We start from the raw sequence: 24,870 nt of genomic DNA, 5'->3' as shown, positions 1-24,870 counted from the left end.
CCGGAACCCCGGCGATGGGACGGCCGTGTCCCGTCGCCGGGGACCCGCACTGTCGCCCTTCGGTGGGCAACGGGCAACGGCACGCACCACACAGCACGGAAGAGAGTGAAGCACCATGGCGCTCAGCGCACGGGTCCGCACCCGGGACGGCTGGGCCGTGCCCCACGCGGTGGTCACGGTGACCGACATGACCGGTACGCAGATCCTGCGCGCCGAGGCCGGCACCGACGGCACCGTCACCGACGACACTCCCCTCGCCCCCGGCCCGTACACGGTGATCGTCACGGCGATCGGGTACGTGCCGACCGCGTCGACGGCTCTCGTCACGGCGAGTGGGCGCGCCGAGATCGGACAGATCGTCGTCGGCCGTCAGGCCGGCGGGACCGAGTTGCCGCCGCCCGGGCCGTGGAGCATCGACCCCGCGCACTCCTCGGTCGGCGCGGTCGCCCAGCACCTGGGCATCTCCAGCGTGCACGGCCGCTTCACCGACTTCGGCGGACGCATCGAGATCGCCCAGGACGTGGAGAAGTCCCGCGTCGAGGCGGTCATCCGCGCCGCCTCCATCAACACCGGCAACGGCATGCGCGACGGGCACCTCATGTCGCCGGACTTCCTCGACATCGAGCAGTACCCGGAGATCACCTACCGCTCGACCGGCCTGAGCCCCGCCGGATCCGACCGCTGGACCGTCCACGGCGAACTCCACCTGCACGGCGTCGCACGCCCCGCCGACCTCGACCTCGCCTACCTCGGCACCGGACCCGACCCCTGGGGCGGCGTCCGCGCCGCCTTCCGCGCCACCACCGAACTGCGACGCGAAGACTTCGCAATGAACTACAACCAGGTCGTACAGGCCGGCATCGCCGCGATCGGCACGACACTCAAAGTCCAGCTCGACATCCAGGCCGTACAGGGAGAGACGCTGCCCGAGGCGTGACCGACGGCACGCCTCCGGGCGCACAGATCAGAAGCCCCTCGGGATGATCCCGAGGGGCTTCTGCCGTAGTGGCTCAGACAGAGGTTCCGGAAGAACCGGAGGAGCCGGAGGAAGAGGGTGTGTGCACGCTGTCGAGGGTCTGCTGGTGCATCTTGTCCACGGCCTTCTCGTCCGCCGCGTCGCCCAGGGTCAGGACCTCCACCATGTGGGTTTCCTCGGCGATGATGCACGCCGAACCGGTCTGGGGGTCGTCGTCCTTCGTGGACAGATCCGTGTGGAGGGCGGGGTGGCCGTCGACCGTGGTCTTCTTTCCGCTGGTGCTGGTGGCGGTCTTGCCGAACTCGGTGCGGAAGGTCTCACGGACGCCCTCAAGACCGTTCTTGAGATTCTCCTGGGTGCCAGGCGCGTCGAAGACGACGAAGACGGTGACGATCCCGTCAGTGCCGGCCAGCATGTACTGGCGGCCCGTGATGGTCGTGCCGTCGACGCCGGTTTCGGAGAATTCCTGGACCGATGGCTTTCCGGGAAGCTTGAAAGTGATGCCGCTGGGGGCATCGGTGGTCTCCACCCACTTCTCCGCGGGATCGGCGACGTCCAGGTGACCCTGGTCGCCCTGCGCGGCCGCGATCGTGGTCACGGTGCCGACGTGCGGCGTCGCCGAGGCCGCGAATGCGCTGGTGGGGAGCAGGACGCCTCCTGCAACCACGGCGGACGAGGCGGCAAAGATCGCAAAGCGCTGCTTCGGGGAGCGGAGAGCCATAGAAATCATTTCCAATCAGAATAGGTGAAGAGATTTTCGAAGACATGGCCCGCTTGATTCGCGGGCTTTTGAGTTGTGGGTCGGTGTGAACCCATGTCCCAGTGAAGCCGCGGCAGCATTTCGGGTCATGCCCCTGATTCGCGTGACAGGAGAATTCGGGACTTGCCGGATGGTGGTTGTCCTGATAGAGGAGGCGCGGTCGGCTGCCCGCCCCGGCACTGTCAGTGGCCGGTCCTACGCTCATGAGTGAGGGCACATGTGAGGGTGCGGCGATGCAGAGGGTGCAGACGTGGCGGTGTTCGGGGCTTCGGTGGTCGGCGGCATGGGGGTCCCCCCTGCTCGAGCCAAGCCGAGAGCTTGGGGGAGGGCCCCTGCTGGTGTGGGACGGGGGGCGGAGAAGTGGGCTGACGTGGGGGAAGCGGGTGGCGTTCGCCGTCGTGGGCGGCAGTGTCCGGCGGTGCGTGGGGACGCGCGGGCACGAGTGCCCGGTGCGGGCGCGGGTGCCGGGGCGGAGTACGGGGGCGCGGTGCGAGGAGTGCGGGCGGCTGGATCGGGCGCATTCCGTCGCCGCCGACACGCTGCCGGATGATCCCCGGCCGTACGCGGTCTATCTGGCCTGGTTCGGACCAGGCATGGTCAAGGTGGGGATCACGGCGGTCGAGCGGGGGTCCGCGCGGCTGCTCGAGCAGGGCGCGGTGGTGTTCACCTGGCTGGGGCGCGGGCCGCTGATGGCCGCGCGGCGGACCGAGGACCTGCTGCGTACGGCTCTGGGTGTGCCGGACCGGATTCCGTACAACGCCAAGCGGGCGGTGCGGGCCGCGCTGCCGGAGCCGGCCGCCCGAGCGGCGGAGATCGCGCAGCTGCACGCCCGGGCGGTGCGGCTCGAGGGATGGCCGGAGTCCGTGCGGCCGGCGCCGTTCGAAGCGGTCGATCACACGGCGGTGTTCGGGCTGGAGGGTCTGCCGTCCGCCGTGGGAGCCGTGGGCGAGCTCGTCGCCGGTGGTGTGGTGAGCGGTGAGCTGGTGGCTGCCGCCGGGCCGGACCTGCATCTGGCCACCGAGCGCGGTGTGGTCGTACTGGACACGCGGCTCATGACCGGGTGGGAGTTGACCGGTGTAGCAGGGGACGGTCGGGATGGACGGGGTGGATTGACGGTGCCTGTGCGGGAGTTCGGGGGTGTGCAGGACGGGTTGTTCTGAGAGCGGGCGGCGCGGGCCGGCCCCGCCGTGTGCCTGGCGTCGAAGGTCAAGAGATCGATCGCTTGTGGCTCCCCTTCGGAAAGTGCCTGGACGGCCGGGACCGTCCGGCGCGACAGTCTGGTCATGACCGATTCATCTGTGACGCCTTCGTCCGCGACGCCTTCGTCCGCGACGCCTTCGTCCGCGACGCCTTCGTCCGCGACGTCTGACGTCGCTCACGGGCCCGCTCCCCAGCCCGCCTTCGAAGTCCCCTACTACGCCGTGGTGTTCACCTCCATCCGGACGGAGGGGGACGGCGGTTACGGCGAAACCGCCGGACGGCTGGAGGAGTTGGTGAAGGACGTCCCCGGGTTCCTGGGGATGGACTCGGCGCGGACTCCCGGTGGGCTCGGTATCACCGTCGGGTACTTCCGGGACGAGGACGCCATCAAGGAGTGGCGGAGCGACATGGAGCACCGCGCCGCCCAGAAGCGTGGGCGGGAAGAGTGGTACGAGAGTTACACCCTGCACATTGCGAAAGTTGAGCGGAGTCATGGGTTCCGCAAGTAGGTTGCGGAGCGCTCACCTTCGGCCGGGCTGACGCCTCGGCTGGTCGGCACGCCGCGCGGGACAGCGGTTCCCAGCGGTTCCCAGATGTTCCCTGAGAGCTCCCTGTGTGTTTCTCAGGGAATTCACAGGTTCCCGAAAGCGTGCTCTCAGAGCGGCAGTCGAAGGTGTGCACCATGACCACGATCTCGCCCCAGGGGCGTACCGAACTGCTGAGGCCGGACGGGAGCCCGGTCCGCGTGCTCGTCGTGGACGACGAGCTGTCGATCACCGAGCTGCTGTCCATGGCCCTGCGTTACGAGGGCTGGCAGATCCGCACCGCGGGTGACGGAACGGGCGCGGTGCAGACCGCCCGCGACTTCCGGCCCGACGCCGTCGTGCTGGACATGATGCTGCCCGACATGGACGGGCTCACCGTGCTCGGCCGGCTCCGTCGTGAGCTGCCCGATGTGCCGGTGCTGTTCCTGACGGCGAAGGACGCCGTCGAGGACCGTATCGCCGGGCTCACGGCGGGCGGCGACGACTACGTCACCAAGCCGTTCAGCCTCGAGGAGGTCGTCGCACGGCTGCGGGGGCTGATCCGCCGCGCCGGCGCCGCCGACGCGCGCAGTGAGTCCATGCTCGTCGTCGGTGACCTGACCCTCGACGAAGACAGCCACGAGGTGACCCGCGGGGGCACCTCCATCCACCTCACCGCCACCGAGTTCGAGCTGCTGCGCTTCCTGATGCGCAATCCACGCCGGGTGCTCAGCAAGGCGCAGATACTCGACCGCGTGTGGAGCTACGACTTCGGCGGCCAGGCCAACGTCGTCGAGCTCTATATCTCGTATCTCCGCCGGAAGATCGATGCTGGACGTGAGCCCATGATCCACACGCGGCGCGGTGCCGGGTACCTGATCAAGCCTGCCGCGTCATGAGCCCGGCGCAGCAGCCGCGGTCGCACGTGTCATTGGGTTCGCCTCCGGGGCGCCACAGCCGGTGTCGAGAGGACGACCGTGCTCAGCCCTCCTTCGTCGGGCCTCCGCGCGCTCGCCCTCTCGACACCGGCGCGCCCCTTCGGCGCAGGCTCAGGGGGAAGCCGGGGAAGCAGCGGCAGCCGCGGTCGCTGCGTACACGGCTCGTGCTCGGGTCCGTCGCGCTGATCGCCGTCGTGTGTGCGGTGATCGGGACGGTGACGACGATAGCCCTGCACAGCTACCTGTACGAACAGCTGGACAAGCAGGTGCGCGGGGTCGCAACCATCTCCGACCGTGGCCCGGACCCCAACCGGCCGGGTGAGCAAGGGGCAGTGCCAGCGCCTGGCCAGCAGACGGACGACCCCCTGAACTTCCTGGGAGGACCTGTCCGGGAGGACGCGGTGGCCGCCGTGGTCTCCTCGGACGGCACCATCACCGAGGCCGCGAGGAGCGACCAGGACAGCGCCAGCAAGATCACCGAGCTGACCGATGCGCAGCAGGCCGCCCTGCAATCCGTACCGCAGGACGGTAAGGCGCACAGCGTCTACATCCCCGGCCTGGGCGACTACCGGGTCACCTTCTCCGAGCCCAGCAACACCCTGGTCGGCCTCCCCGAGGCCGAGGTCCAGGACACCATCAGCACCCTCATCGCCGTCGAGGTCAGCGTCACCGCCGCGGGTCTCGTCGCCGCATCGATCGCCGGCGTCGCCATGGTCGGCGTCGCTCTGCGCCCTCTGCGCCGCGTCGCCGCGACCGCGACCCGGGTCTCCGAACTGCCGCTGCACAGCGGCGAGGTGGCGCTGTACGAGCGCGTTCCGGAGTCCGAGGCCGACCCTCGGACCGAGATCGGCCAGGTGGGTGCCGCGCTCAACCGCATGCTCGACCACATCCACGCTGCGCTGGACGCGCGGCAGCGCAGCGAGACGCGCGTGCGGCAGTTCGTCGCGGACGCCAGCCACGAGCTGCGTACGCCGCTGGCGTCGATCCGTGGATACGCGGAGCTGACTCGATGGGGCCGGGAGGAGACCGGGCCCGACACGCGGCATGCCCTCGGGCGGATCGAGTCCGAGGCGAAACGTATGACGGGGCTCGTCGAGGATCTGCTGCTGCTCGCCCGGCTCGACGCCGGACGGCCGCTCTCGTATGAGAGCACTGATCTCTCACCGCTGGTCGTGGACGCCGTCAGTGACGCGCGCGCGGCCGGGCAGGATCACAAGTGGCGCCTGGAGCTGCCCGACGAGCCCGCGGTCGTCCTGGCCGACGCTGCACGACTGCAGCAGGTGCTGGTCAATTTCCTCGCCAACGCGCGTACCCACACGCCACCCGGCACGACGGTCACCGCACGCGTGCGCCGGCAGGGCTCCTGGGTGTGCCTGGACATCGACGACGACGGGCCCGGCATTCCGCCGGAGCTGCTGCCGCACGTCTTCGAGCGGTTCGCGCGCGGCGACTCCTCACGGTCGCGCGCCTCCGGCTCCACCGGCCTCGGCCTCGCGATCGTGCAGGCCGTGGCGTCCGCGCACGGCGGCACCGTGACGGTCGACAGCGTGCCCGGACGCACGGTGTTCACCGTCCACCTGCCCGCGTACCAGGAATCTGTCCCGCTGCCCGCGTACCAGGAATCGGTCCCGCCGCCCGCGTACGACGCATCGGTCCCGCACTCACAGGCAGGCCACAGCCTCACCACACAGGCATAACAGGGGCGTTGGCGAATCTCTGTGTCATGCGAACCGACTCTTCTTCGGGCACCGACCCCTCAGCGGGTGCTCTGCCGGCCAGGAAGCACATCCAGGCCGGTGAGGGCGGGGTGCCGGTACTTGACGTAGTGATCCCCGTCTACAACGAGGAGAAGGACCTCCGGCCGTGTGTGGAACGGCTGTACGACCACCTCGTCCGCACCTTCCCCTACCGCTTCCGCATCACGATCGCGGACAACGCCTCCACGGACAGCACTCCGCAGGTGGCGGCCCGGCTGGCATCGACAACGGAGTCGGTCCGGTACTTCCGGCTGGAGCAGAAGGGGCGCGGCAGGGCGCTGCGCACCGTCTGGTCCGCATCGGACGCGCCGATCCTCGCCTACATGGACGTCGACCTCTCGACGGACCTCAACGCGCTGCTCCCGCTCGTCGCTCCGCTGATCTCCGGCCATTCGGACCTGGCGATCGGCTCCCGGCTGTCGCGCAGCTCGCGCGTGGTGCGCGGCCCCAAGCGGGAGTTCATCAGCCGCGCGTACAACCTCATCCTCCGCGGGTCGCTGCAGGCCCGGTTCTCCGACGCCCAGTGCGGCTTCAAGGCGATCCGGCGCGATGTCGCGCAGGTGCTGCTGCCGCTCGTCGAGGACACCGGCTGGTTCTTCGACACCGAGATGCTGGTCCTGGCCGAGCGCGCCGGGCTGCGCATCCACGAGGTGCCGGTCGACTGGGTCGACGACCCGGACTCCACCGTGCACATCCTGAAGACCGCGACCGACGACCTCAAGGGCGTGTGGCGCGTGGGCCGCGCACTGGCCACCGGCTCCCTGCCGCTGGACCGGCTCGCCCGGCCCTTCGGCGACGACCCGCGCGACCGGCAGCTGCCCGGAGTGCCGGGCGGCCTGGCCCGCCAGCTGGTCGGCTTCTGCGTGGTGGGCGCCCTCTCCACCCTGTTCTACCTGCTGCTCTACTCCCTCTGCCGCGCCTTCGCGGAGCCCCAGGTCGCCAACGCCCTGGCCCTGCTGGTCTCCGCGGTCGCCAACACGGCGGCCAACCGGCGGCTCACCTTCGGCGTACGAGGCCGTGAAAGCGCCGTCCGCCACCAGGCACAGGGCCTCGTGGTCTTCGGCATCGGGCTCGCCCTGACGAGCGGCTCCCTCGCCGCGCTGGACGCCGCGGCCGGCGACCCCTCGCACTCCACCGAGCTGGCGGTGCTCATCGCCGCCAACCTCGCCGCGACGGTGCTGCGCTTCCTGCTCTTCCGGGCGTGGGTCTTCCCGGACCGGCGTGACGACACGCCTTCGGAGCCCCTGCCCGCGTACGACATGCACAAGGTCCCCGCCGGTGTGGGCGCGGACCAGCCCTGGGACGCGACCGTGCAGCTGCACGCGGTGCGCCCACACGACCACGATCCGAGGAACGTCCGATGACGACATCCGATATCCGCCACCCGGGAGGCGTGGACCCCGCCTGGGGCCCGCCGAGTGGCAGCCCGGCTCCCGCCGTCGCCACCGTTGCGCAGGCGACCGTCCAGGCGCCCCCGATGCCCAGCGCGGCACCGGCATACGACACCACCGAGGTCGGCGACGGCCGCCCCAAGGACCCGCTCCTGCGGCGCCTCTGGCGCGGCCGCCCCGACGACCCCCGCTGGGCGCGCCCCGCGTTCCTCGCGCTGCTGCTGGTCACCGGGCTGCTGTACCTGTGGAACCTCAGCTCCTCCGGATACGCCAACTCCTTCTACTCCGCGGCCGTCCAGGCCGGCAGCCAGAGCTGGAAGGCCTTCTTCTTCGGCTCGCTCGACGCGGCCAACGCCATCACCGTCGACAAGCCCCCGGCCGCCCTGTGGCCGATGGCGCTGTCCGTCCGCCTCTTCGGCCTCAGCTCGTGGGCGATCCTCGTCCCCGAGGTGCTGATGGGCGTGGCCACGGTCGGCGTCCTGTACGCGGCCGTGCGCCGGCGCTTCAGCGCCGCCGCCGGTCTGATCGCGGGCGCCGTGCTCGCGCTCACCCCGGTCGCCGCGCTGATGTTCCGCTTCAACAACCCGGACGCGCTGCTCGCCCTCCTGATGACCGTCACGGTCTACTGCGTGCTGCGCGCTCTGGAGGACGGCCGCACCAAGTGGCTCGTCTGGGCGGGCGTCGCCGTCGGCTTCGCCTTCCTGACCAAGACCCTGCAGGCCTTCCTGATCCTTCCGGCGCTCGCCGCGCTGTACGCGGTGTGCGCCCCGGTGAAGCTGAAGAAGCGCATCGGCCAGCTGCTGCTGTCCGGCCTGGTGATGGTCGTCGCGGGCGGCTGGTGGGTCGCGATCGTGGAGCTGTGGCCCGCGTCCTCGCGGCCGTACATCGGCGGCTCGCAGAACAACTCGTTCCTGGAGCTGACCTTCGGCTACAACGGCCTCGGCCGCATCAACGGCGAGGAGACCGGAAGCGTCGGCGGCGGTGGCGGGGGTACCGGGGGCGGCCAGTGGGGCGAGACCGGCATCGACCGGATGTTCAACTCCGAGATCGGCGGCCAGATCTCCTGGCTGCTGCCTGCCGCACTGATCCTGCTCGTCGCGGGCATCGCGCTCACCTGGAAGGCGAAGAGGACGGACGCCGCCCGGAACGCGTTCCTCGCCTGGGGTGGCTCGCTGCTGATGACCGGCCTGATCTTCAGCTTCATGGCCGGCATCTTCCACCAGTACTACACGGTGGCGCTGGCGCCCTACATGGCGGCGCTGATCGGCATGGGCTCGACGGTGCTGTGGGAGGAGCGCGCCAAGAAGTGGGCGTCGTTCGCCCTGGCGGGCGCCGTGGCGGCGACGGCGGTGTGGTCGTACGTCCTGCTGAACCGCACGCCGGACTACCTGCCGTGGCTGAAGTGGTTCGTGCTCATCGGCGGTCTGGTGTCCGCGCTCGGCCTGCTGGTCGCGGCGCGTCTCGGTCGGCAGCTGGCGCTCGCCGCGGTGGGCCTCGGTCTGGTGACGTCACTCGCCGGACCGACCGCGTACACCCTGAGCACGCTGGGGACCGGGCACATGGGCTCCATCGTCACCGCGGGTCCGGCCGGCGCCAGCATGATGGGCGGCCCGGGCGGTGGCGGAGGCCGGGGCGGCGGTCCCGGCGGCATGCAGCCGCCCGGCCAGACCGGCCAGACCGGCCAAGCGCAGGGCCAGAGCCAGCAGCAGGGCGGCGGCACGGGTCAGCCGCCCACCGGCCAGCAGGGCGGTGGAATGGGTCAGCCGCCCACCGGCCAGCAGGGCCAGAACGGCCAGGCGCAGGGCCAGGGCCAGCAGGGCGGCATGCCCGGCGGCGCCATGGGCGAAGGCCGGACGGGTGGCGCGGGCGGCGGCATGGGCGGCCTGCTCAACGGCGCCGACGTCAGCTCCGAGGCCAAGGCGCTGCTCGAGAAGAACGCTGACGACTACACCTGGGTCGCCGCGGCCATCGGCGCGCAGAACGCCGCCAGCTACCAGCTCTCCACCGGCGACCCGGTCATGGCGATCGGCGGCTTCAACGGCAGCGACCCGTCCCCGACGCTCGCCCAGTTCAAGCAGTACGTCGAGGACGGGAAGATCCACTACTTCATCGCGGGCGGCATGGGCGGCGGAGGCGGCGACAACGGCACCGCGTCCCAGATCAGCTCGTGGGTGGAGGAGAACTTCAAGACGGTGACCGTGGGCAGCGCCACCTTCTACGACCTGACCCAGCCCAAGAGCTGATCAGGGTCCGCGCCGGATCAACAGATCGGCGAGGACGGGGCGGTGGTCCGAGGCGAGCGTCTCGGCCACCGCCCCGTCGCGTATCCGGACACCGTCGCCCACCGCCACATAGTCGATGCGCTTCACGGGATTCAGCGCCGGGAAGGTCAGACCGGCCGGCGCGGAGTCGGTCAGGTCCTCCCAGAGAGGCGCGAGTTCGGGCGCGGACGGCTCGGCGTTGAGGTCGCCGAGCAGGATCTGCCGGGGACAGCGGCCGTGCCGGTCGCAGTCCTCGGCCATGATCCGCCGGGTGTCGGCGACCTGGGCGGCACGGACGGAAGGATCGGGCCGGTAGTCGAGATGCGTCACATAGACGTGCACCGGAACGCCCTTGACGCGGAGCACCACTTCGGGGAATCCGGGGGCCGGTGCGGGCACCGGGTTCGGGTCCTGCGTCGACAGCCGGGTGATCTCGTGGTTCTCGGCGTCCCCGATCGGATGGCGGGACAGCACCGCGAGCCCGTACTCGCGCCGGGGCTGACCTTCGGCCGGCGGATCGAAGCTGTATATGGGCGCGAAGTACACGTACATCCCCAGCCGGTCCGCCAGCTCACCGGCCAGATCGCGCCATCCGCTGCGCGCGCCCCAGTGAACGTCGACCTCCTGCAGGCCGATGACGTCCGCGTCCAGCGCACGCAGCGCCGCCTCCTGGCGGTCGAGATCGAAGACGTTGTCCATACCGGCTCCGGCATGGATGTTGTACGACGCGCAGCGGCACTTCTCGGCCGCCTCCCCCAAGCTCTCGGCTCCGCTCGAGCAGGGGGGACCCCCAGTCGGCCCCGGTGTCGGCGTGGGCGGGCGGCGCCGCGAGTGCGCCCAGAAGCCCGGCTGCCAGGGCCAGTTGAACCGTACGACGCGTTGACATGGCCTCTCCAGATGTCGGAAGCGCGCAGAACGGTACTCCTGAATCGCCTTGTCCGCGGCAGAAGTCGGGCATCACACATACGGCCGTGTGCTCGGTCGTACGGCCGTCAACTCCCGCTGCCCGGTACGCCCTGCTGTGCGGGTCCGAGGGCGGAACCCGCCGGTTGGGGGAGCGAAGTACGCGGCCGACCCGCATAGCATCGAGAGGGGCGGACCAGTCGGTTCCGGTCCGCCCGGCACATCCACGAGCTCCCAGGAAGGTGCGCCATGGTGAGGGCAGCCGACCAGACCAGGCGTCGGACGCGGACCAGCGTCTGGCTGGAGGGCAAGACGTCCCGCGGCGCCGCGGAGCCCTCTCGGGACAGCGCTCCGCGGGGGAACGGCCAGCCGTCCGGTCTCGACCGGGACCGCATCACCGGGGCCACGGTGCGTCTGCTCGACGCGGAAGGGCTCGGGAAGTTCTCCATGCGCCGGCTCGCAGCCGACCTCGACGTCACGGCGATGTCGCTCTACTGGTACGTGGACACCAAGGACGACCTCCTCGAGCTCGCCCTCGACGCGGCCTACGGCGAACTACGGCTGCCCGACCCCGAGTCCGGCGCGGACTGGCGCGACCAGCTTCGCGAACTCGCCACGGAGTACCGGGACTTGCTGGTCCGCCATCCCTGGGTGTCCCCCCTGGCGGGGACCTTCCTCAACATCGGACCGCACTATCTGGACTTCCTGCTCGCGGTGCAGCGCGTCGTCCGCCGCACGGGGCTGCCCCCGGACGCCCTCGGCGGGGCGATCTCCGCGGTCTTCCAGTTCGTTTACGGCTTCGGCACGATCGAGGGCCACTTTGTGCGGCGGTGCGCCGCGGCCGGGGTGAGTCAGGACGAGTACGTGCGGCAGGCCATGGCGAGGGTCGAGCGGACTCCCGAACTCGGTGAGCTCGTCGCGGAGTCCGGCATGGCGCCCCGGGCTGGGGGAACGGTCGAGGAACTGCGGGAGCGGGACTTCTCGTTCGCGCTCGACTTGTTGGTTGCCGGGATCGAGGCGAAGGTCCCGGGGCGCACGTAGGCGGACTCAGACGCGTACGCCCCGACCCACCCGCCGGCAGGTGGCGCCCGTTACTCCGGTGGAGCCAGGCGTGCCGGGAAGCCGCCCGTGGCCACCGGCCCCCATCGCTCCGGAGTGATCCGGATGATGGACTTCCCCTGCTTGATCATCGCCGCGCGGTACTCGTCCCAGTCCGGGTGCTCCCCCGCGATGTTCCGGTAGTACTCGACCAGAGGCTCGACCGAGTCCGGCGCATCGATGACCTCGGCGGACCCGTCGATCTGGACCCACGGCCCGTTCCAGTCGTCGCTCAGCACGAGAATGCTCACGTGCGCGTCCCGCTTCGCGTTACGCGTCTTGGCACGTTCCGGATACGTCGAGACGACGATCCGCCCCGAGTCGTCGACCCCGCAGGTCAGAGGCGAGGCCTGAGGGCCGCCGTCGGCCCGCCGGGTCAGCAGGATGGCCCGGTGCCGGGGCCGTACGAAGTCCAGCAGCTCTTCGAGAGAGACTTTGGTGTTCGTCGCGATGTTGGGTGCCATAGCGGGCACCCTACGCCGGGCAACCCCGGCGTACGCCTACGCCTGTGGCAGTGTTTCGCCTTGTACGGCCTGGATGTCGAGTTCGACTTTGAGTGTCGTGCCGATCGCGGCGATGCCGGCCTGTACGACCTGGTTGTAGTTCATTGCGAAGTCTTCGCGTCGCAGTTCGGTGGTGGCGCGGAAGGCGGCGCGGACGCCGCCCCAGGGGTCGGGTCCGGTGCCGAGGTAGGCGAGGTCGAGGTCGGCGGGGCGTGCGACGCCGTGCAGGTGGAGTTCGCCGTGGACGGTCCAGCGGTCGGATCCGGCGGGGCTCAGGTCGGTCGAGCGGTAGGTGATCTCCGGGTACTGCTCGATGTCGAGGAAGTCCGGCGACCTGAGGTGCCCGTCGCGCATGTCGTTGCCGGTGTTGATGGAGGCGGCGCGGATGACCGCCTCGACGTGGGACTTCTCCACGTCCTGGGCGATCTCGATGCGTCCGCCGAAGTCGGTGAAGCGGCCGTGCACGCTGGAGATGCCCAGGTGCTGGGCGACCGCGCCGACCGAGGAGTGCGCGGGGTCGATGCTCCACGGCCCGGGCGGCGGCAACTCGGTCCCGCCCTGGCGGGCGAGGACGACGTTGCCGATCTCGGCGCGCCCACTCGCCGTGACGAGAGCCGTCGACGCGGTCGGCACGTACCCGATCGCCGTGACGATCACCGTGTACGGGCCGGGGGCGAGGGGCGTCACGTCCCGTACGGCGCCCTCGCTGTCGGTTCCGGCGCGCAGCACCTGCGTACCGGTCATGTCGGTCACCGTGACCACCGCGTGGGGCACGGCCCAGCCGTCCCGCGTCTGGATGCGTGCGCTGAGCGCCATTCCGTTTCTCTCCTTGCGTGGCTTGGGGGCGGCTTTGTTCGTACGAGTGCCGGCGGACTGTGTACCAGCGCCGACCCCACACCCCAGGGCGCTGTCCGTCGTGGGTTGTGCCCACCCTCCCCCAGCTACCGCTGGGAGGTGCCCCCAGCCCTGCGGAACGATTGCCCACAACGGCGGACCCCCCTGGCCCCCGGCCGGGCCGCAAGGGCCGTCCCCTGCCCCGAAATTGCGACCGGCCGGAGGCCTCCCCTACCCCGCCGCGCAGGGCGCGCCTCCGCTCGGAGCGCGCCCCACGCGGCCGGGGGCCTGCTACTCGCCCGGGTGGGCGAGTTCGATGTCGTGGCCGTCGACCCCGCGCCCGCTCACGGAGAGGCCGGTGGCCACCGGCGGGTAGCCCGTCGCGATGACGGTGTACTCGCCGGCGTCCAGGTCGGTGAAGGCGTACGCCCCGTCCGACCCGGTCGTCGCCGTGCCGACCACGTTGCCCGCGGCGTCGACGAGCGTGACGCGCGCGTCCCCGAGCGGTCCGCCGACGGCCCGTACGGTGCCCTGCACCTGCGCGCCGGAGCGGAGTGCGACCTCGATCCGGGTGACCCCGGTGCCGCCCACCTCGACGGGCAGGGCCAGCGGACGGTGTCCGGTCGCGTTGACGGCGACGGTCACCGGCCCGGGCACCAGCTCGGCGAAGTCGAACTCGCCCTGCTCGCCGGTCAGCCCGGTCGCCAGTACGTCACCGCGGACGTCGGTCACGATGACCATCGCGCCGGGGACCGGCGCAGCGCCGTCGGCGGACCGCACCACACCGCTGAGGCCGCTCGTGCCGCTCAGCAGGATGTCGTACGCGACCGGCTCGCCGTCGACGGTGATCGTCGAGGCCTGCGGCTGGAAGCCGTCGGCGGAGGCGATCAGGACGTAGCTGCCCGCGCTCGGCGCGTCGAGCGCGTAGGCGCCGTCGGCCTGGGCGACGGAGCGGCCGAGCTGACGTCCGGCGAGGGAGATCAGCGTGACCGCGGCCCGGGCCACGGGCGCGCTCTCGGCGCCGCGGACGTAACCCCGGACAGGGATCCCGCCACCGGCGGACCCGGCCGCGGAGTCGCCCTGGGCCGTCGCGACGGTGGCCACTGCGGCCAGCCGCTGCGTGCCATCGGGACCGGCCTCCGTCTGCGAGGCGGCGACGGCCCAGCTCGGCACCTTCTCCTCCGAGGCCGGGGCCTCGGCGACCGCGGCGGCGGCCGGGGCCTGCGCCGGGGTGACGCCGGACTTCTGCTCGGCGGCCTGCTGCAGGGCGCCAGTCGCCCTCAACGGGACCTCCTTGATGAACAGGGTGAGCAGGAAGGCGAGGAAGGCGATCGGCGCGGCGTACAGGAAGACGTCGGCGATGCCGTGCCCGTAGGCGCTCTCCAGCCAGGTGCGGATCGGGCCGGGCAGCAGGTCCATGTCGGGGATGCCGCCGCCCAGGGCCTTACCGGCCTCCATCTGCTGCTTCGGGCTCAGCTCGGAGATCGTGTCCGTGGCGTAGTGGGAGATACGGCTGGACATCACGGAGCCGAGCGCCGAGACACCGACCGCACCGCCCAGGGAGCGGAAGAAGGTGACGACGGAGCTGGCGGCGCCGAGGTCCTGCGGGGCGACCTGGTTCTGCGTGCAGAGCACCAGGTTCTGCATCATCATGCCGATGCCGAGACCCATGATCGCCATGAAGACCGCGATGTGCCAGTACTCGGTGTCGTACCGAAGGGTGCCCAGCAGACCCAGACCCGCCGTCACCAGCGCACCGCCGGCGACCAGCCAGGCCTTCCACTTGCCGGTCTTGGTGATGACCTGGCCGGACACGGTCGAGGAGACGAACAGGCCCGCGATCATCGGGATCGTCATGACGCCGGACATCGTCGGCGACTTGTCCCGGGCCAGCTGGAAGTACTGGCTGAAGTACACGGTGCCCGCGAACATCGCGACACCGACGAACAGCGAGGCCAGCGAGGCCAGCGTGATGGTGCGGTTGCGGAACAGCCGCAGCGGGATGATCGGCTCCGCCGCCTTGCTCTCGACGAGAAGGAAGATCAGCGTGAGAACGATCGCGCCGCCGACCATGGCGTAGGTCTGCCAGGACAGCCAGTCGTACTTGTCGTCGGCGAAGGTCACCCAGACCAGCAGTAGGCAGACCGCGGCGGTGATGAAGAAGGCGCCGGCCCAGTCGACCTTGACTTTCCGCTTGGTCACCGGCAGGTGCAGGGTCTTCTGCAGCACGAAGAGGGCGATCAGCGCGAACGGCGCACCGACGAAGAGGCAGTAGCGCCAGCCGAGCCAGTCGGTGTCGGTGATCACGCCGCCGAGCAGCGGGCCGCCGACGGTGGCGACGGCGAAGACCGCGCCCAGGTAGCCGGAGTACCGGCCCCGCTCACGCGGGGAGATCATCGCGGCCATGATGATCTGGGCCAGAGCGGTCAGACCGCCGGCGCCGAGACCCTGGATCACACGTGCGGTGATCAGCATGCCCGGGTTCTGCGAGAAACCGGCCACGATCGAGCCCACGATGTAGATGCTGAGGCCTATCTGGACCAGGGCCTTCTTGCTCATCAGGTCGGCAAGCTTGCCCCACAGGGGCGTCGAGGCCGTCATCGCCAGCAGCTGCGCGGTCACGACCCAGGTGTAGGCGCTCTGGCCGCCGCCGAGGTCGCTGATGATCGTGGGCAGGGCGTTGGAGACGACGGTCGACGAGAGGATGGCGGCGAACATGCCGAGCATCAGCCCGGACAGCGCCTCCATGATCTGCCGGTGCGACATCGGAGCGCCGCTCTCGGCTTCCGCTCCATGCTTGGCATGGCTGCCCCGCACACCGACCGGTGTGGATGTTGCCATGGACTTCCTTTTCTTACTTCTGCGCGGGCTTGTCACGCGGGTGTACGGGTGGTCATTTCCGTGGAATCTGTGGCGTAGCTGAGCCGCGGCGCGGCGCGGCAGTCGCCGAAGCTGTCGCGCAGACGCGCGAGCAGGGCGTTGAGCTGGTCCACCTCGTCGTCGGACCAGTCCGCCAAGTAGTGAGCGAGCGCCTGCACGGCGCTCTGGTTGAGCTCGGCCAGCTTGTTTTGGCCGGCGGGCGTGAGCTTCAGAATTCGTGAGCGCTTGTCCGCGGGGTCGGGGGACCTGTCGATCCAGCCCCGGTCCGCGACATGGGCGACATGCCGGCTGGTCACCGACATATCGACGGCGAGCAGCTCCGCCAATCGGCTCATCCGCATCTCGCCGTCGCGGTCGAGTATGAGAAGAACGGCGGCGGAGCCCCCCGGACAGTCGTGCGGGAGCATGCGTCCGAGGCCGCGCTTGATGGCTCCGATGGCGCTGAGTCGCCGGGCGAGCTCTTCGTACTGCCGCTGCGTGGCCATCACACCTCTCCCGTTTGTTGCTTAGGGCAACCATAGGATCGATTGGTTGCTACAGGCAAATTAAAACGGGCGTACGGGATCAAAGAGATGGCAAAGTGACGTTGGGTGAAAGGTAAAAGGCCTGGTCAGCGCCGGGGCAGCAAGGGCCACCGGCCTGCGCCGGGTAGCGGAAGGGGCCACCGGCGGGCACAGGGCCACCGGCGGGCACAGATCAGGGAGGGTGCCCCTGCTGAGGGGCACCCTCCCTGATGCATACGGGTGAGCCTGCGCTCCCGTCCTTATGCGGATCCACCGCACGGACCCCGGCTCATCAGCACGTAACCACCGTGACGTAGCCGACAGTGACGACGCGGGGGACGCATCCGTAGCCGCCGTACCCGCCGTAGCCGTTGAAGCCGTTGAAGCCGTTGTTGAAGAACCCCAAGTTGTTCCCGAAGGCGCCGAGGTTGCCGAACCGGCACCCGTACGGGTCGCGGCCGCACCAGCCGTTGACGAAGGAAGGCTGCGCCTGGACCGGGGATGCGGTCGGTGCCGAGATCTGGGGTGCCGCGCTCGCGGCAGGTGCCGCTGCAGATAGGGCGAGCACCGAGGCCAAGCACGATGCACCTATGAGACCTATGCGCCGCCGGACAGTTCTGGCCATATTGAGTCCTCACATGATGGGCGTTGCCGCGTTCCGCGGTGTCCCCGAGCGGACCTGATGACTGGGTCCGGACACCCGTGGGTCCGTTCCCATGTCATCAGGCTCCGCCCGTCTCCGAGGTCTCGCAACATCACTCTGAGTGGCGACATCACTCTGCGTCGCCGGACAGCCACGTACCTGCCACTTGGGCAGCTCGCACGTATTCGCTAGGGTCCTGCCCCATGGCACACAACCCCCACGCCCCGCAGGGCCCCGAGGGCAACCACGACCCCGCGGGCAGCACGCAGATGTTCCGCGCCTTCGTCGACGACGGCGCCCCTCAGCCGGGTCGGCAGGCGGCCGCTCCGGCAGGCCCGCGGATCGGCCTGATCCTCGGCGTGGTCGTCGCCGTGGCGATCGTGGCGGCCGTCGCCTGGCTCGCGCTGTCGTAAGGCTGCAGCTGTTGCTGCCGTGAGGCCGCGGCTCCTATTGCCGTAAGGCCATGGCTCCTGCTGCTGTGAGGCCGCGGCTCCTACTTCCACTCCACGGAGACGTCCTGCGTCTCGATGTGCATGCCCAGCGGCACTCGCCAGGCGTCCACGCACACCGTCCAGGTCTTCTTCTCCGTCTCTCCGGCGTCGATCGGTGCCGGGAGTTTCTCGGTGGACTCGATCGTCGCCCAGTCGACGCCGAGTGCGCCGATGATGTGCGTACCGAACGTCACCGTGCCCGAACCCACCACTGAGCCGCCGGAGTTGTGGAAGGGGACCGTCACCTTCTCGCACCACCGGTCGTCCGTGGGTTCCCGCACCACGTCGCCGATGTCGAGGACCGCGGGCCCGGACGGCGTGGAGGCGCCTGGGGCGGACGGGGTGCCGGATCCTCCGCTGCCGCCCGTCGAGCCGCCGCTCGCGCCAGCAGGGGACTCGCCGGAGGGACTCCCGCCCGTACGGCCGGAGCCGGCGTCGTCCCCGCCCGAGCCGCCGTCAGCGCTGCCGGACGTACCGGAGCCCCCCGTGCCGCCGGCCGAGGACGCCGAACCCGTCGCCGAGCCGTCCGCCTGGCCCGAGGTGTCGTCGCCCTCGGACGTACCAGGCTCCCTGCCGCCCCCCGAGGGGCTTCCGGTCTCGTCGCTGTCGAGCGGCACCAGTTCCACGTCGCCCGTCGGCGCCACGCCCTTGCCGGGGGACGCCTGAGGGGTGGCGGCGGCCGCGCCGACCGTGACGTAACCGTCGTCGTCACCGCCTCCGCCGGCGCAGGCGGCCAGCAGACCACCAAGGCAGACGACGGCCGCCGAGGCGCCGGCCAGGGCACCTCGGCGGATGCGCCACGGGTCGTGGGTGTGCCCCCCGGTGAAACACTGCCAAGCGTTTCGCATCGCGTCAGTGTGTCTGACGGTGCGTCAAATAGGAACCTCTCGGAACGGACATGAGCTCGGAGCGGACCGCCGGGTCCCCTCCGAGCTCATGTCAGTCCGCTGCGACGTTCAGGCCTAGTCCGAGATCAGGCCGTCCCGCAGCTGCGCCAGCGTCCGGGTCAGGAGGCGGGAGACGTGCATCTGGGAGATGCCGACCTCCTCGCCGATCTGGGACTGCGTCATGTTCGCGAAGAAGCGGAGCATGATGATGCGGCGCTCGCGCGGCGGCAGCTTGGCCAGCAGCGGCTTGAGCGATTCGCGGTACTCCACGCCCTCCAGCGCGCTGTCCTCGTAGCCGAGGCGGTCGGCGAGCGAGCCCTCTCCGCCGTCGTCCTCGGGTGCCGGGGAGTCGAGCGAGGAGGCCGTGTACGCGTTTCCGACGGCCAGGCCGTCGACCACGTCCTCCTCGGACACGCCCAGTACGGCGGCGAGTTCGGGGACGGTCGGGGACCGGTCGAGCTTCTGGGAGAGCTCGTCGCTCGCCTTGGTCAGCGCCAGCCGCAGCTCCTGCAGACGGCGGGGCACGCGGACCGACCACGAGGTGTCGCGGAAGAAGCGCTTGATCTCGCCGACGACGGTGGGCATCGCGAACGTCGGGAACTCCACGCCGCGCTCGCAGTCGAACCGGTCGATGGCCTTGATCAGGCCGATCGTGCCGACCTGGACGATGTCCTCCATCGGCTCGTTGCGGCTGCGGAAGCGCGCCGCCGCGTACCGCACGAGCGGGAGGTTCAGCTCGATGAGGGTGTCTCGGACGTAGGCCCGCTCCGGGCTGTTCTCGTCGAGTGCGGCCAGCCGCAGGAACAGGGAGCGGGACAGGGTGCGGGTGTCGATGGCTTCGGAGCTGTGAACGTCCTGAAGCACGTCGGGCTCTGCCTCGCTCTTGCTGAGCGTGAGCACCTTCGAGCTGCCCTGGTCTGCGGACATGCCACCCCCTTGAGGTCGCTGATGGTCGCGGCCGGCGATCCGGTCGAGGAACGCAGCCTCCACCTGAATACCGGAGGCTGAGCCCCGGCAAACGCGGTTCCAGCAGAATGTCACATGTCGGCAACACGCTGTAGTGACATGTCGACATGTAGGGGGCGAATCAGTGCAGGCAGAGAGGGGTTCGGCGGGGTGCCGAGGATTTTCCTGTCGGAAAGTGTGCCCTGGTCACGCCACTCGATGGGGGTACTTTCATGCCCTCAAGTCGACGGGGGAGGTTACGACTCGATTCGATTTGCGGATCGTAGACGCGCGAAACTTCGGGCGAGAAGCCTTGATACATGCATCTGAGAGACACCTAGTTCGGCGCTGATCTGGGACTGCGTCAGATTGCTGTAGTAGCGGAGCAGGAGGATCCGCTGCTCGCGCTCCGGCAGCTGGACCAGCAGATGGCGTACGAGATCGCGGTGTTCGACGCCGTCGAGCGCCGGATCCTCGTAGCCGAGCCGGTCGAGCAGCCCCGGCAGTCCGTCGCCCTCCTGGGCCGCCTCCAGTGAGGTGGCGTGGTACGAGCGGCCGGCCTCGATGCAGGCAAGGACCTCGTCCTCGGAGATCCGCAGCCGTTCGGCGATCTCGGCGGTGGTCGGGGAGCGCCCGAACGCCGTCGTGAGGTCCTCGGCCGCGCTGTTCACCTGCACCCACAGCTCGTGGAGCCGGCGCGGGACATGCACCGTGCGAACGTTGTCACGGAAGTACCGCTTGATCTCGCCGACGACGGTGGGCATCGCGAACGTCGGGAACTGCACGCCCCGGTCCGGGTCGAACCGGTCGATGGCGTTGATCAGGCCGATCGTGCCGACCTGGACGACGTCCTCCATCGGCTCGTTGCGGCTGCGGAAGCGCGCCGCCGCGTACCGCACCAGCGGCAGGTTCGCCTCGATGAGCGCGCTGCGTACCCGGGTGTGTTCGGACGTGCCGGGTTCGAGCTCCTTGAGCTCGGCGAAGAGCACCTGGGTGAGGGCGCGTGTGTCGGCGCCCCTGCGTTTCTCCGGTGCGCCCTCCGGCGGTGCGGGCGCAGCCTCCGGCGGTGCCGGTGCATCCTCCGGCGGTGGGGACTGCGCGTCCTGGGGTGGGGCTTGAGGCGCGGTACTGGCCGACACGGTCAACGCCACCCCTTCACTGCGTTCGCAAGGTTGTTCCAGACGTCCGTCAAAAGCGGTCATAGCATCACAAGACATGTCCACTGTGTGCAAGCACCGCATAACGCCGTGTTGAGGGCCAGTTGGGCTGCGAAAACGCCTGTCATCCCTCACTGGAAGGGGGCGTGGAGAGGGGGTCTGCCGTGCGGCTTCTGCTCAGAACTCGTAGTCGGCGATCACCCAGGTGGCGAACTTCCGCCACAGGGCGACGCCCGCCTGGTGGGCCGGGTGCTCGAGATAGCGCTTAAGGGCGTCGGTGTCGTCGACCGCCGAGTTGATCGCGAAGTCGTATGCGATGGGGCGGTCGGTGATGTTCCAGTCGCACTCCCAGAACCTCAGCTCCGGGATCTGTCCGCCGAGGGCCTTGAAGGCCTTCACGCCCTCGACGACGCGCGGGTCGTCGCGTTCGACGCCGTCGTTCAGCTTGAACAGGACAAGATGGCGGATCACGGGCGCTCCTTCGTCAGCTGTTACCGCCGTTGGCGATCCACGTCATGAAGTCGCCGATGGCCTGGGCGGCGCTCGAAATCCCCTCGAACCCTATCTGGACGTAGTCGGCGGCCTTGGCGGGGTCCGTAATGACCACATAGAGCACGAAGACGACCGCGACGTAGAGACCGATCTTTTTCGTCTGCACCACGCTCTGGCCTCCCCTGCCTGCCTGTTCGTACGACCGCTGCGGCCGGCGGTGAGTGTAACCCGACCGTGTGACAGACGAGGTGCTGCAGGGGGGCGCCCGGACCGGCGAACAGGGACCAACGGCCCGGCAGTCCGGGGCCTTTGCCCGGCAGTCCGGGTCGTTTGCCTGGCCGCTCCGGGCGGCCGGACGCGCAGGATGGAGGGGAGCCCGGCGGATCTGGCAGGAGTCCGCCGGCAGGGACGGGCCCCGCTGCGGGGTCCGCGCCGCAGGACCTCCCCCGGACCGTGGCGTGGACATGCGGGCCTGACCTCGTCGGGGGGAGCGGCTGGTCCCCCTGTGCCGCTTCCCCCGCCCCGATGGGACGGGCACCCCCGGCGTCTTCGCGGCGCCGGGGGTTTCTGCCGTCTGGATGTGGGGGGCCGGCGGGAAGCACGAAGGGCCCCGTCCTGCGACGGGCCCTGCGCCTCCTCGTCATGACCGGAGTGTGGGGCGGCTGTTTGTCCTCTCTCGCCGAGGTTTGACCATTCTCACCGAGAATGGTTTGGTCGGATCTTCCTTAGCGGCCGGCCCGGCTGGGGCCCATCATGGCGATATGGAAACGTTCCTGCCCCGGCTTCCGGCCGACTTCTGGACCGTCCCATACGCCGGTTCCCGTTTCCCGGGAGCGGCCACCGTGGCCAACCAGCCCGGCCTCACGGCCGGGGGCAACTGCCAACTGTTCGCTTATGAGGTGCTCAGGCACTTCGGCGTGACCCCACCAGCCTTGCGTTCCAGCGAACTGTGGGACGACGCAGAGGCCACCGTCCGTGTATCGGTCCCCCAGCCGCTCGATCTGCTGCTCTTCAATGCCTCTGACAATGCCTACGGTGCCCACGTCGGGGTTTGGGCCGGCGACGACGCAGTCCTCCACCTGTGCGCGGAGGTTGGCCACCCGATCGTGTGGGGCCTGGCCGACTTCGCGGCACGGGAGCGTTACCGAGTCCTTGTTGGCACCAAGCGGGTGACCGGGCACATCAAACTCCGATGAGACGAACCTGGCAGTCCGTAACCCGGACGGAGACGGGTCCGACGACGATGACGGCGGACTCGCCGGAGTCCTCACGCCGACCGGGTGAGGTAATGAAGGGGCGGCCCGCAGCGGGCCGCCCCTTCATCGTTTTCGCAAGTGGCACCAAGTCGGAGTTGTTCCGACGCTGTTTCTGATTCCCGGTTCTGAGTAACCGCGGTCTCTACGCCGGCGTGGTGTCCGAGGGCACCGGGAGGGCCGGGGAGAGGAAGTGGTGCGGACTCGGTTGACGTTGGGGCGCTCAGTCGAGGACCGCGAGGTGGTCGGCGGCGCCCCCGCGCCACTCGATCATGAAAAGGGTGGCGTCGTCGCTGGTGTGCCCGCCCCGTTCGCTCTTCAGCGTGTGGGAGAGCCTGCGCAGATCTGCCCGCACCCCCTCTGACGGCTCCTCCCCCAGGCGGTTGACGCAGCGGATGAGGCGTTCCTCGCCGAACGGCTCCCCGCCGGCGACGTGCTCCTCGATGATGCCGTCCGTGTAGCACAGCACCCGGTCGCCTCGCTGGAGCGTGTGCTCTCTGATCCGGGGCTCCTCGCCGCCGAAGCCGACGGGCAGCGTCGTCGCGCTCTCCAACTGCCGCACGACCCGGCCGTCGCGGATCAGCAGCGGCGCGGGGTGGCCCGCGTTGACCAGCTCCATCTCACCGGTGGAGATGTTCACGTGCATCAGCTGCGCCGTGGCGAAGTGGTCGGGGCCGAACTGCCGGGAGACGGCATCGTCCATGAACGCGTACTTCTCGGCCAGGCTGACGAACACGCGCCGGGCATGCCGGTAGGCGCCGATGGCCACGGTCGCCATCGTGGCGGCGTCCAGGCCGTGGCCCATCGCGTCGATCAGGGCCGCGTGCAGGATGTTGTCGTTGAGGGCGTAGTCGAAGCTGTCGCCGGCGACGCGGTAGGCGGGCTCCAGGATGCCGGCCACGTCGACCTGCGGCACGGACATCGACAGCGGCGGCAGCAGCGTCCACTGGATCTCCGCGGACACGCTCATCGGCTCCCGGCGCCGGGCCTGGAAGAACTGGTCGGTGTAGGCGTTCTTGGTGACCAGCAGGTCGGCGACCAGCCCGGAGAGGCGGCTCAGCAGCCGCCGGTCGTCCTCGCCGACGGCGTCCAGGGTGAGGGCCATCACGCCCACCTGGTCGCTGCCGTCCAGCAGCGGCAGGTACATCCGGACGCCGCCGCGAGCCCGCGGCACCTCGACGACCTCCCCGCGCAGGAAGGCCTGGCCGGCGGGGGAGTCGATCACCGGCTCGGGCTGGCTGACGTGCAGCTTCCTGCCCGGAAGCGGCACCAGCAGCTCCTGCGCGTAGTCCTGGAGCAGGATGGAGACGTCACGACCTCCGACCCTGCCCACCTCCTCCGCGACCAGCGGGGCGATCAGCTGCGGCGGCAAATGCCGCGCCCTGTCCAGCAGCAAGCCGAGCAGCCGCTCACCGAAGCCCTCTGACCGGTCCTCCGGGATCTCCTGCATGGCCCGGTTCACCACTCCTTCCTGCCCCCACCCGGTCACCGCCTCCGCACAACGTGACCTGGGAAGCTCGCCCGAGCGGCTCATTACGCCGGGCGCGGCATGTCGGCTCACACCGTCCGCAGGTCGAGCGCTTGAGGGCGACCAGGACAGCATCGGTGCGCCAGAGCTCGGGGATTGGGGGCCCTGCATCGGTCGTCAGCCGGGCGTACTTCATGATTCGGCTCGGGTCCGAGGAGCTGTTCCAAGCGGCGTTACGGTTCTGGCGACATCACGAAGGGCCCGGTCCATCGGACCGGGCCCTTCGTCTACCAGCGGTAGCGGAGGGATTTGAACCCTCGGTGACTTGCGCCACACTCGCTTTCGAGGCGAGCTCCTTCGGCCGCTCGGACACGCTACCGAGGGAGATCCTAGCCCAAGGTTGGCCGTGGTCCGAAATCCGTTTCCCGGGGACTGCGGCCGGCATCCGTTCCGGTCGTCGGGCGGCAGCGTTCGGGCTTGCGTCAGCGTTCGCGGAAGAAGTCCGTCAGCAGGCGCGCGCACGCGTCCTCGAGTACGCCGCCGATCACCTCCGGCCGGTGGTTGAGCCGCCGGTCGCGTACGACGTCCCACAGAGAGCCCGCCGCGCCCGCCTTCTCGTCGCGGGTGCCGTAGACCACGCGGTCCACGCGGGACTGCACGATCGCGCCTGCGCACATCGTGCAGGGCTCCAGCGTCACGACGAGCGTGCAGTCCGTCAGCCGCCACTGGCCGAGTTTGGCCGCGGCGCGCCGGATCGCCAGGATCTCGGCGTGCGCCGTCGGATCGCCCGTCGCCTCGCGTTCGTTGTGCCCGGTCGCGAGCAGCGCCCCGTCCGCCGACAGCACGACGGCGCCGACGGGGACGTCACCGCCCCGGACGGCCAGTGCGGCCTCGTCCAGGGCGAGCCGCATCGCCGCCCGCCAGCGGTCGCGTACCGGATCGGGCTGCTGATCCTTCGACTGGTCCTTCGCTGTGCTCACCCGCGGAACCTACTCGGTGCCCGCCC

The 24,870-nt window shown here is 70.0% G+C and carries 24 protein-coding genes and 1 tRNA gene; 10 read left to right on the top strand and 15 right to left on the bottom strand.

All coding sequences use genetic code 11. From position 1 onward, the window contains the following. Nucleotides 1-115 precede the first annotated feature (115 nt). Nucleotides 116-937: a YceI family protein gene (locus ACSMXV_RS21360; RefSeq protein ID WP_473172938.1), complete on the top strand. Its 822-nt coding sequence runs from the start codon at nt 116-118 to the stop codon at nt 935-937. Between the two features lie 73 nt (nt 938-1,010). Here the strand turns inward: ACSMXV_RS21360 and ACSMXV_RS21355 are convergent, their stop codons facing one another. Continuing rightward, nucleotides 1,011-1,706: a hypothetical protein gene (locus tag ACSMXV_RS21355; protein ID WP_473172937.1), complete on the bottom strand. Its 696-nt coding sequence runs from the start codon at nt 1,704-1,706 to the stop codon at nt 1,011-1,013. 263 nt (nt 1,707-1,969) lie between these two features. On the opposite strand from ACSMXV_RS21355, the gene ACSMXV_RS21350 reads away from it, so the two are divergent. The 6 genes from ACSMXV_RS21350 to ACSMXV_RS21325 all read left to right on the top strand — a co-directional run bounded on the left by ACSMXV_RS21350 (nt 1,970) and on the right by ACSMXV_RS21325 (nt 9,789). After that, on the top strand, nt 1,970-2,896 hold the full coding sequence (locus ACSMXV_RS21350) for a DUF2797 domain-containing protein (RefSeq protein WP_473172936.1): 927 nt from the start codon (nt 1,970-1,972) through the stop codon (nt 2,894-2,896). A gap of 123 nt (nt 2,897-3,019) precedes the next feature. Continuing rightward, the gene (locus tag ACSMXV_RS21345; RefSeq protein ID WP_473172935.1) at nt 3,020-3,445 is read left to right on the top strand and encodes an antibiotic biosynthesis monooxygenase family protein; all 426 of its coding nucleotides are present in this window, start codon (nt 3,020-3,022) and stop codon (nt 3,443-3,445) included. A gap of 173 nt (nt 3,446-3,618) precedes the next feature. Continuing rightward, the gene (locus tag ACSMXV_RS21340) at nt 3,619-4,359 is read left to right on the top strand and encodes a response regulator transcription factor (RefSeq protein WP_473172934.1); all 741 of its coding nucleotides are present in this window, start codon (nt 3,619-3,621) and stop codon (nt 4,357-4,359) included. A 188-nt stretch (nt 4,360-4,547) separates the two neighbouring features. Beyond that, nucleotides 4,548-6,095, top strand: a complete 1,548-nt coding sequence (locus ACSMXV_RS21335) for a sensor histidine kinase (protein ID WP_473179018.1) — start codon at nt 4,548-4,550, stop codon at nt 6,093-6,095. A 26-nt stretch (nt 6,096-6,121) separates the two neighbouring features. Beyond that, nucleotides 6,122-7,519, top strand: a complete 1,398-nt coding sequence (locus tag ACSMXV_RS21330) for a bifunctional glycosyltransferase family 2/GtrA family protein (protein ID WP_473172933.1) — start codon at nt 6,122-6,124, stop codon at nt 7,517-7,519. After that, nucleotides 7,516-9,789, top strand: a complete 2,274-nt coding sequence (locus tag ACSMXV_RS21325; RefSeq protein WP_473172932.1) for a mannosyltransferase YkcB-related protein — start codon at nt 7,516-7,518, stop codon at nt 9,787-9,789. Before ACSMXV_RS21330 ends, ACSMXV_RS21325 begins: the two co-directional genes overlap by 4 nt. On the opposite strand, the gene ACSMXV_RS21320 is transcribed toward ACSMXV_RS21325, so the two are convergent. Further along, on the bottom strand, nt 9,790-10,566 hold the full coding sequence (locus ACSMXV_RS21320) for an endonuclease/exonuclease/phosphatase family protein (protein ID WP_473172931.1): 777 nt from the start codon (nt 10,564-10,566) through the stop codon (nt 9,790-9,792). Between the two features lie 393 nt (nt 10,567-10,959). Between ACSMXV_RS21320 and ACSMXV_RS21315 the strand changes: the two genes are divergently transcribed. Further along, nucleotides 10,960-11,751 (top strand): TetR/AcrR family transcriptional regulator, encoded by a 792-nt coding sequence (locus ACSMXV_RS21315; RefSeq protein WP_473172930.1) that lies wholly within the window; start codon nt 10,960-10,962, stop codon nt 11,749-11,751. 50 nt (nt 11,752-11,801) lie between these two features. Here ACSMXV_RS21315 and ACSMXV_RS21310 read toward each other — a convergent pair whose 3' ends face one another. The 5 genes from ACSMXV_RS21310 to ACSMXV_RS21290 all read right to left on the bottom strand — a co-directional run bounded on the left by ACSMXV_RS21310 (nt 11,802) and on the right by ACSMXV_RS21290 (nt 17,105). Continuing rightward, nucleotides 11,802-12,272, bottom strand: coding sequence for a PPOX class F420-dependent oxidoreductase (locus ACSMXV_RS21310; RefSeq protein ID WP_181868476.1), 471 nt, complete (start codon nt 12,270-12,272; stop codon nt 11,802-11,804). A 36-nt stretch (nt 12,273-12,308) separates the two neighbouring features. Continuing rightward, nucleotides 12,309-13,127, bottom strand: coding sequence for a YceI family protein (locus tag ACSMXV_RS21305; protein WP_473172929.1), 819 nt, complete (start codon nt 13,125-13,127; stop codon nt 12,309-12,311). A 309-nt stretch (nt 13,128-13,436) separates the two neighbouring features. Further along, nucleotides 13,437-15,911: an MFS transporter gene (locus ACSMXV_RS21300; RefSeq protein WP_473179017.1), complete on the bottom strand. Its 2,475-nt coding sequence runs from the start codon at nt 15,909-15,911 to the stop codon at nt 13,437-13,439. Nucleotides 15,912-16,018: 107 nt separating this feature from the next. Continuing rightward, nucleotides 16,019-16,510, bottom strand: coding sequence for a MarR family winged helix-turn-helix transcriptional regulator (locus ACSMXV_RS21295; protein WP_473172928.1), 492 nt, complete (start codon nt 16,508-16,510; stop codon nt 16,019-16,021). Between the two features lie 310 nt (nt 16,511-16,820). Further along, on the bottom strand, nt 16,821-17,105 hold the full coding sequence (locus ACSMXV_RS21290) for a hypothetical protein (protein ID WP_473172927.1): 285 nt from the start codon (nt 17,103-17,105) through the stop codon (nt 16,821-16,823). 269 nt (nt 17,106-17,374) lie between these two features. Here ACSMXV_RS21290 and ACSMXV_RS21285 point away from each other — a divergent pair, with 269 nt between their 5' ends. Continuing rightward, nucleotides 17,375-17,584: a hypothetical protein gene (locus ACSMXV_RS21285; RefSeq protein ID WP_473172926.1), complete on the top strand. Its 210-nt coding sequence runs from the start codon at nt 17,375-17,377 to the stop codon at nt 17,582-17,584. Nucleotides 17,585-17,664: 80 nt separating this feature from the next. Here ACSMXV_RS21285 and ACSMXV_RS21280 read toward each other — a convergent pair whose 3' ends face one another. The 5 genes from ACSMXV_RS21280 to ACSMXV_RS21260 form a co-directional block, all read right to left on the bottom strand. Next, nucleotides 17,665-18,510 carry a hypothetical protein gene (locus ACSMXV_RS21280; protein ID WP_473172925.1) on the bottom strand — a complete coding sequence of 282 codons (846 nt, stop codon included), beginning with the start codon at nt 18,508-18,510 and terminating at the stop codon, nt 17,665-17,667. A 114-nt stretch (nt 18,511-18,624) separates the two neighbouring features. Then, on the bottom strand, nt 18,625-19,476 hold the full coding sequence (locus ACSMXV_RS21275; RefSeq protein WP_473172924.1) for an RNA polymerase sigma factor SigF: 852 nt from the start codon (nt 19,474-19,476) through the stop codon (nt 18,625-18,627). 275 nt (nt 19,477-19,751) lie between these two features. Beyond that, nucleotides 19,752-20,639, bottom strand: coding sequence for an RNA polymerase sigma factor SigF (locus ACSMXV_RS21270; protein ID WP_473172923.1), 888 nt, complete (start codon nt 20,637-20,639; stop codon nt 19,752-19,754). 189 nt (nt 20,640-20,828) lie between these two features. After that, on the bottom strand, nt 20,829-21,122 hold the full coding sequence (locus ACSMXV_RS21265; protein ID WP_473172922.1) for a Dabb family protein: 294 nt from the start codon (nt 21,120-21,122) through the stop codon (nt 20,829-20,831). Nucleotides 21,123-21,135: 13 nt separating this feature from the next. Further along, nucleotides 21,136-21,312, bottom strand: a complete 177-nt coding sequence (locus tag ACSMXV_RS21260; RefSeq protein ID WP_181661038.1) for a hypothetical protein — start codon at nt 21,310-21,312, stop codon at nt 21,136-21,138. A gap of 592 nt (nt 21,313-21,904) precedes the next feature. On the opposite strand from ACSMXV_RS21260, the gene ACSMXV_RS21255 reads away from it, so the two are divergent. Beyond that, nucleotides 21,905-22,339: a hydrolase gene (locus tag ACSMXV_RS21255; protein ID WP_473172921.1), complete on the top strand. Its 435-nt coding sequence runs from the start codon at nt 21,905-21,907 to the stop codon at nt 22,337-22,339. 280 nt (nt 22,340-22,619) lie between these two features. On the opposite strand, the gene ACSMXV_RS21250 is transcribed toward ACSMXV_RS21255, so the two are convergent. From ACSMXV_RS21250 to tadA, 3 genes are all read right to left on the bottom strand, one after another. Next, nucleotides 22,620-23,846 (bottom strand): PP2C family protein-serine/threonine phosphatase, encoded by a 1,227-nt coding sequence (locus ACSMXV_RS21250; protein ID WP_473172920.1) that lies wholly within the window; start codon nt 23,844-23,846, stop codon nt 22,620-22,622. Nucleotides 23,847-24,158: 312 nt separating this feature from the next. Continuing rightward, a tRNA-Ser gene (locus tag ACSMXV_RS21245) sits at nt 24,159-24,243 on the bottom strand. A gap of 103 nt (nt 24,244-24,346) precedes the next feature. Then, complete coding sequence (tadA, locus tag ACSMXV_RS21240) at nt 24,347-24,775, bottom strand: tRNA adenosine(34) deaminase TadA (RefSeq protein ID WP_473179016.1); 429 nt, start codon at nt 24,773-24,775, stop codon at nt 24,347-24,349. Nucleotides 24,776-24,870: the final 95 nt, after the last annotated feature.

The sequence above is a fragment of the Streptomyces sp. DSM 42067 genome, from assembly GCF_055792885.1.
Note: the sequence above shows the minus strand (reverse complement) of the source record. Positions and strands in the feature narration are given on the sequence as shown.

Bases quoted from the DNA above. Each gene is read 5' to 3' on its own strand.
- ACSMXV_RS21360 (WP_473172938.1), top strand. From the start codon at position 116: ATGGCGCTCAGCGCACGGGTCCGCACCCGGGACGGCTGGGCCGTGCCC.
- ACSMXV_RS21355 (WP_473172937.1), bottom strand. From the start codon at position 1,706: ATGATTTCTATGGCTCTCCGCTCCCCGAAGCAGCGCTTTGCGATCTTT.
- ACSMXV_RS21350 (WP_473172936.1), top strand. From the start codon at position 1,970: ATGCAGAGGGTGCAGACGTGGCGGTGTTCGGGGCTTCGGTGGTCGGCG.
- ACSMXV_RS21345 (WP_473172935.1), top strand. From the start codon at position 3,020: ATGACCGATTCATCTGTGACGCCTTCGTCCGCGACGCCTTCGTCCGCG.
- ACSMXV_RS21340 (WP_473172934.1), top strand. From the start codon at position 3,619: ATGACCACGATCTCGCCCCAGGGGCGTACCGAACTGCTGAGGCCGGAC.
- ACSMXV_RS21330 (WP_473172933.1), top strand. From the start codon at position 6,122: ATGCGAACCGACTCTTCTTCGGGCACCGACCCCTCAGCGGGTGCTCTG.
- ACSMXV_RS21325 (WP_473172932.1), top strand. From the start codon at position 7,516: ATGACGACATCCGATATCCGCCACCCGGGAGGCGTGGACCCCGCCTGG.
- ACSMXV_RS21315 (WP_473172930.1), top strand. From the start codon at position 10,960: ATGGTGAGGGCAGCCGACCAGACCAGGCGTCGGACGCGGACCAGCGTC.
- ACSMXV_RS21310 (WP_181868476.1), bottom strand. From the start codon at position 12,272: ATGGCACCCAACATCGCGACGAACACCAAAGTCTCTCTCGAAGAGCTG.
- ACSMXV_RS21305 (WP_473172929.1), bottom strand. From the start codon at position 13,127: ATGGCGCTCAGCGCACGCATCCAGACGCGGGACGGCTGGGCCGTGCCC.
- ACSMXV_RS21300 (WP_473179017.1), bottom strand. From the start codon at position 15,911: ATGTCGCACCGGCAGATCATGGAGGCGCTGTCCGGGCTGATGCTCGGC.
- ACSMXV_RS21295 (WP_473172928.1), bottom strand. From the start codon at position 16,510: ATGGCCACGCAGCGGCAGTACGAAGAGCTCGCCCGGCGACTCAGCGCC.
- ACSMXV_RS21285 (WP_473172926.1), top strand. From the start codon at position 17,375: ATGGCACACAACCCCCACGCCCCGCAGGGCCCCGAGGGCAACCACGAC.
- ACSMXV_RS21280 (WP_473172925.1), bottom strand. From the start codon at position 18,510: ATGCGAAACGCTTGGCAGTGTTTCACCGGGGGGCACACCCACGACCCG.
- ACSMXV_RS21275 (WP_473172924.1), bottom strand. From the start codon at position 19,476: ATGTCCGCAGACCAGGGCAGCTCGAAGGTGCTCACGCTCAGCAAGAGC.
- ACSMXV_RS21255 (WP_473172921.1), top strand. From the start codon at position 21,905: ATGGAAACGTTCCTGCCCCGGCTTCCGGCCGACTTCTGGACCGTCCCA.
- ACSMXV_RS21250 (WP_473172920.1), bottom strand. From the start codon at position 23,846: ATGCAGGAGATCCCGGAGGACCGGTCAGAGGGCTTCGGTGAGCGGCTG.
- tadA (WP_473179016.1), bottom strand. From the start codon at position 24,775: ATGCGGCTCGCCCTGGACGAGGCCGCACTGGCCGTCCGGGGCGGTGAC.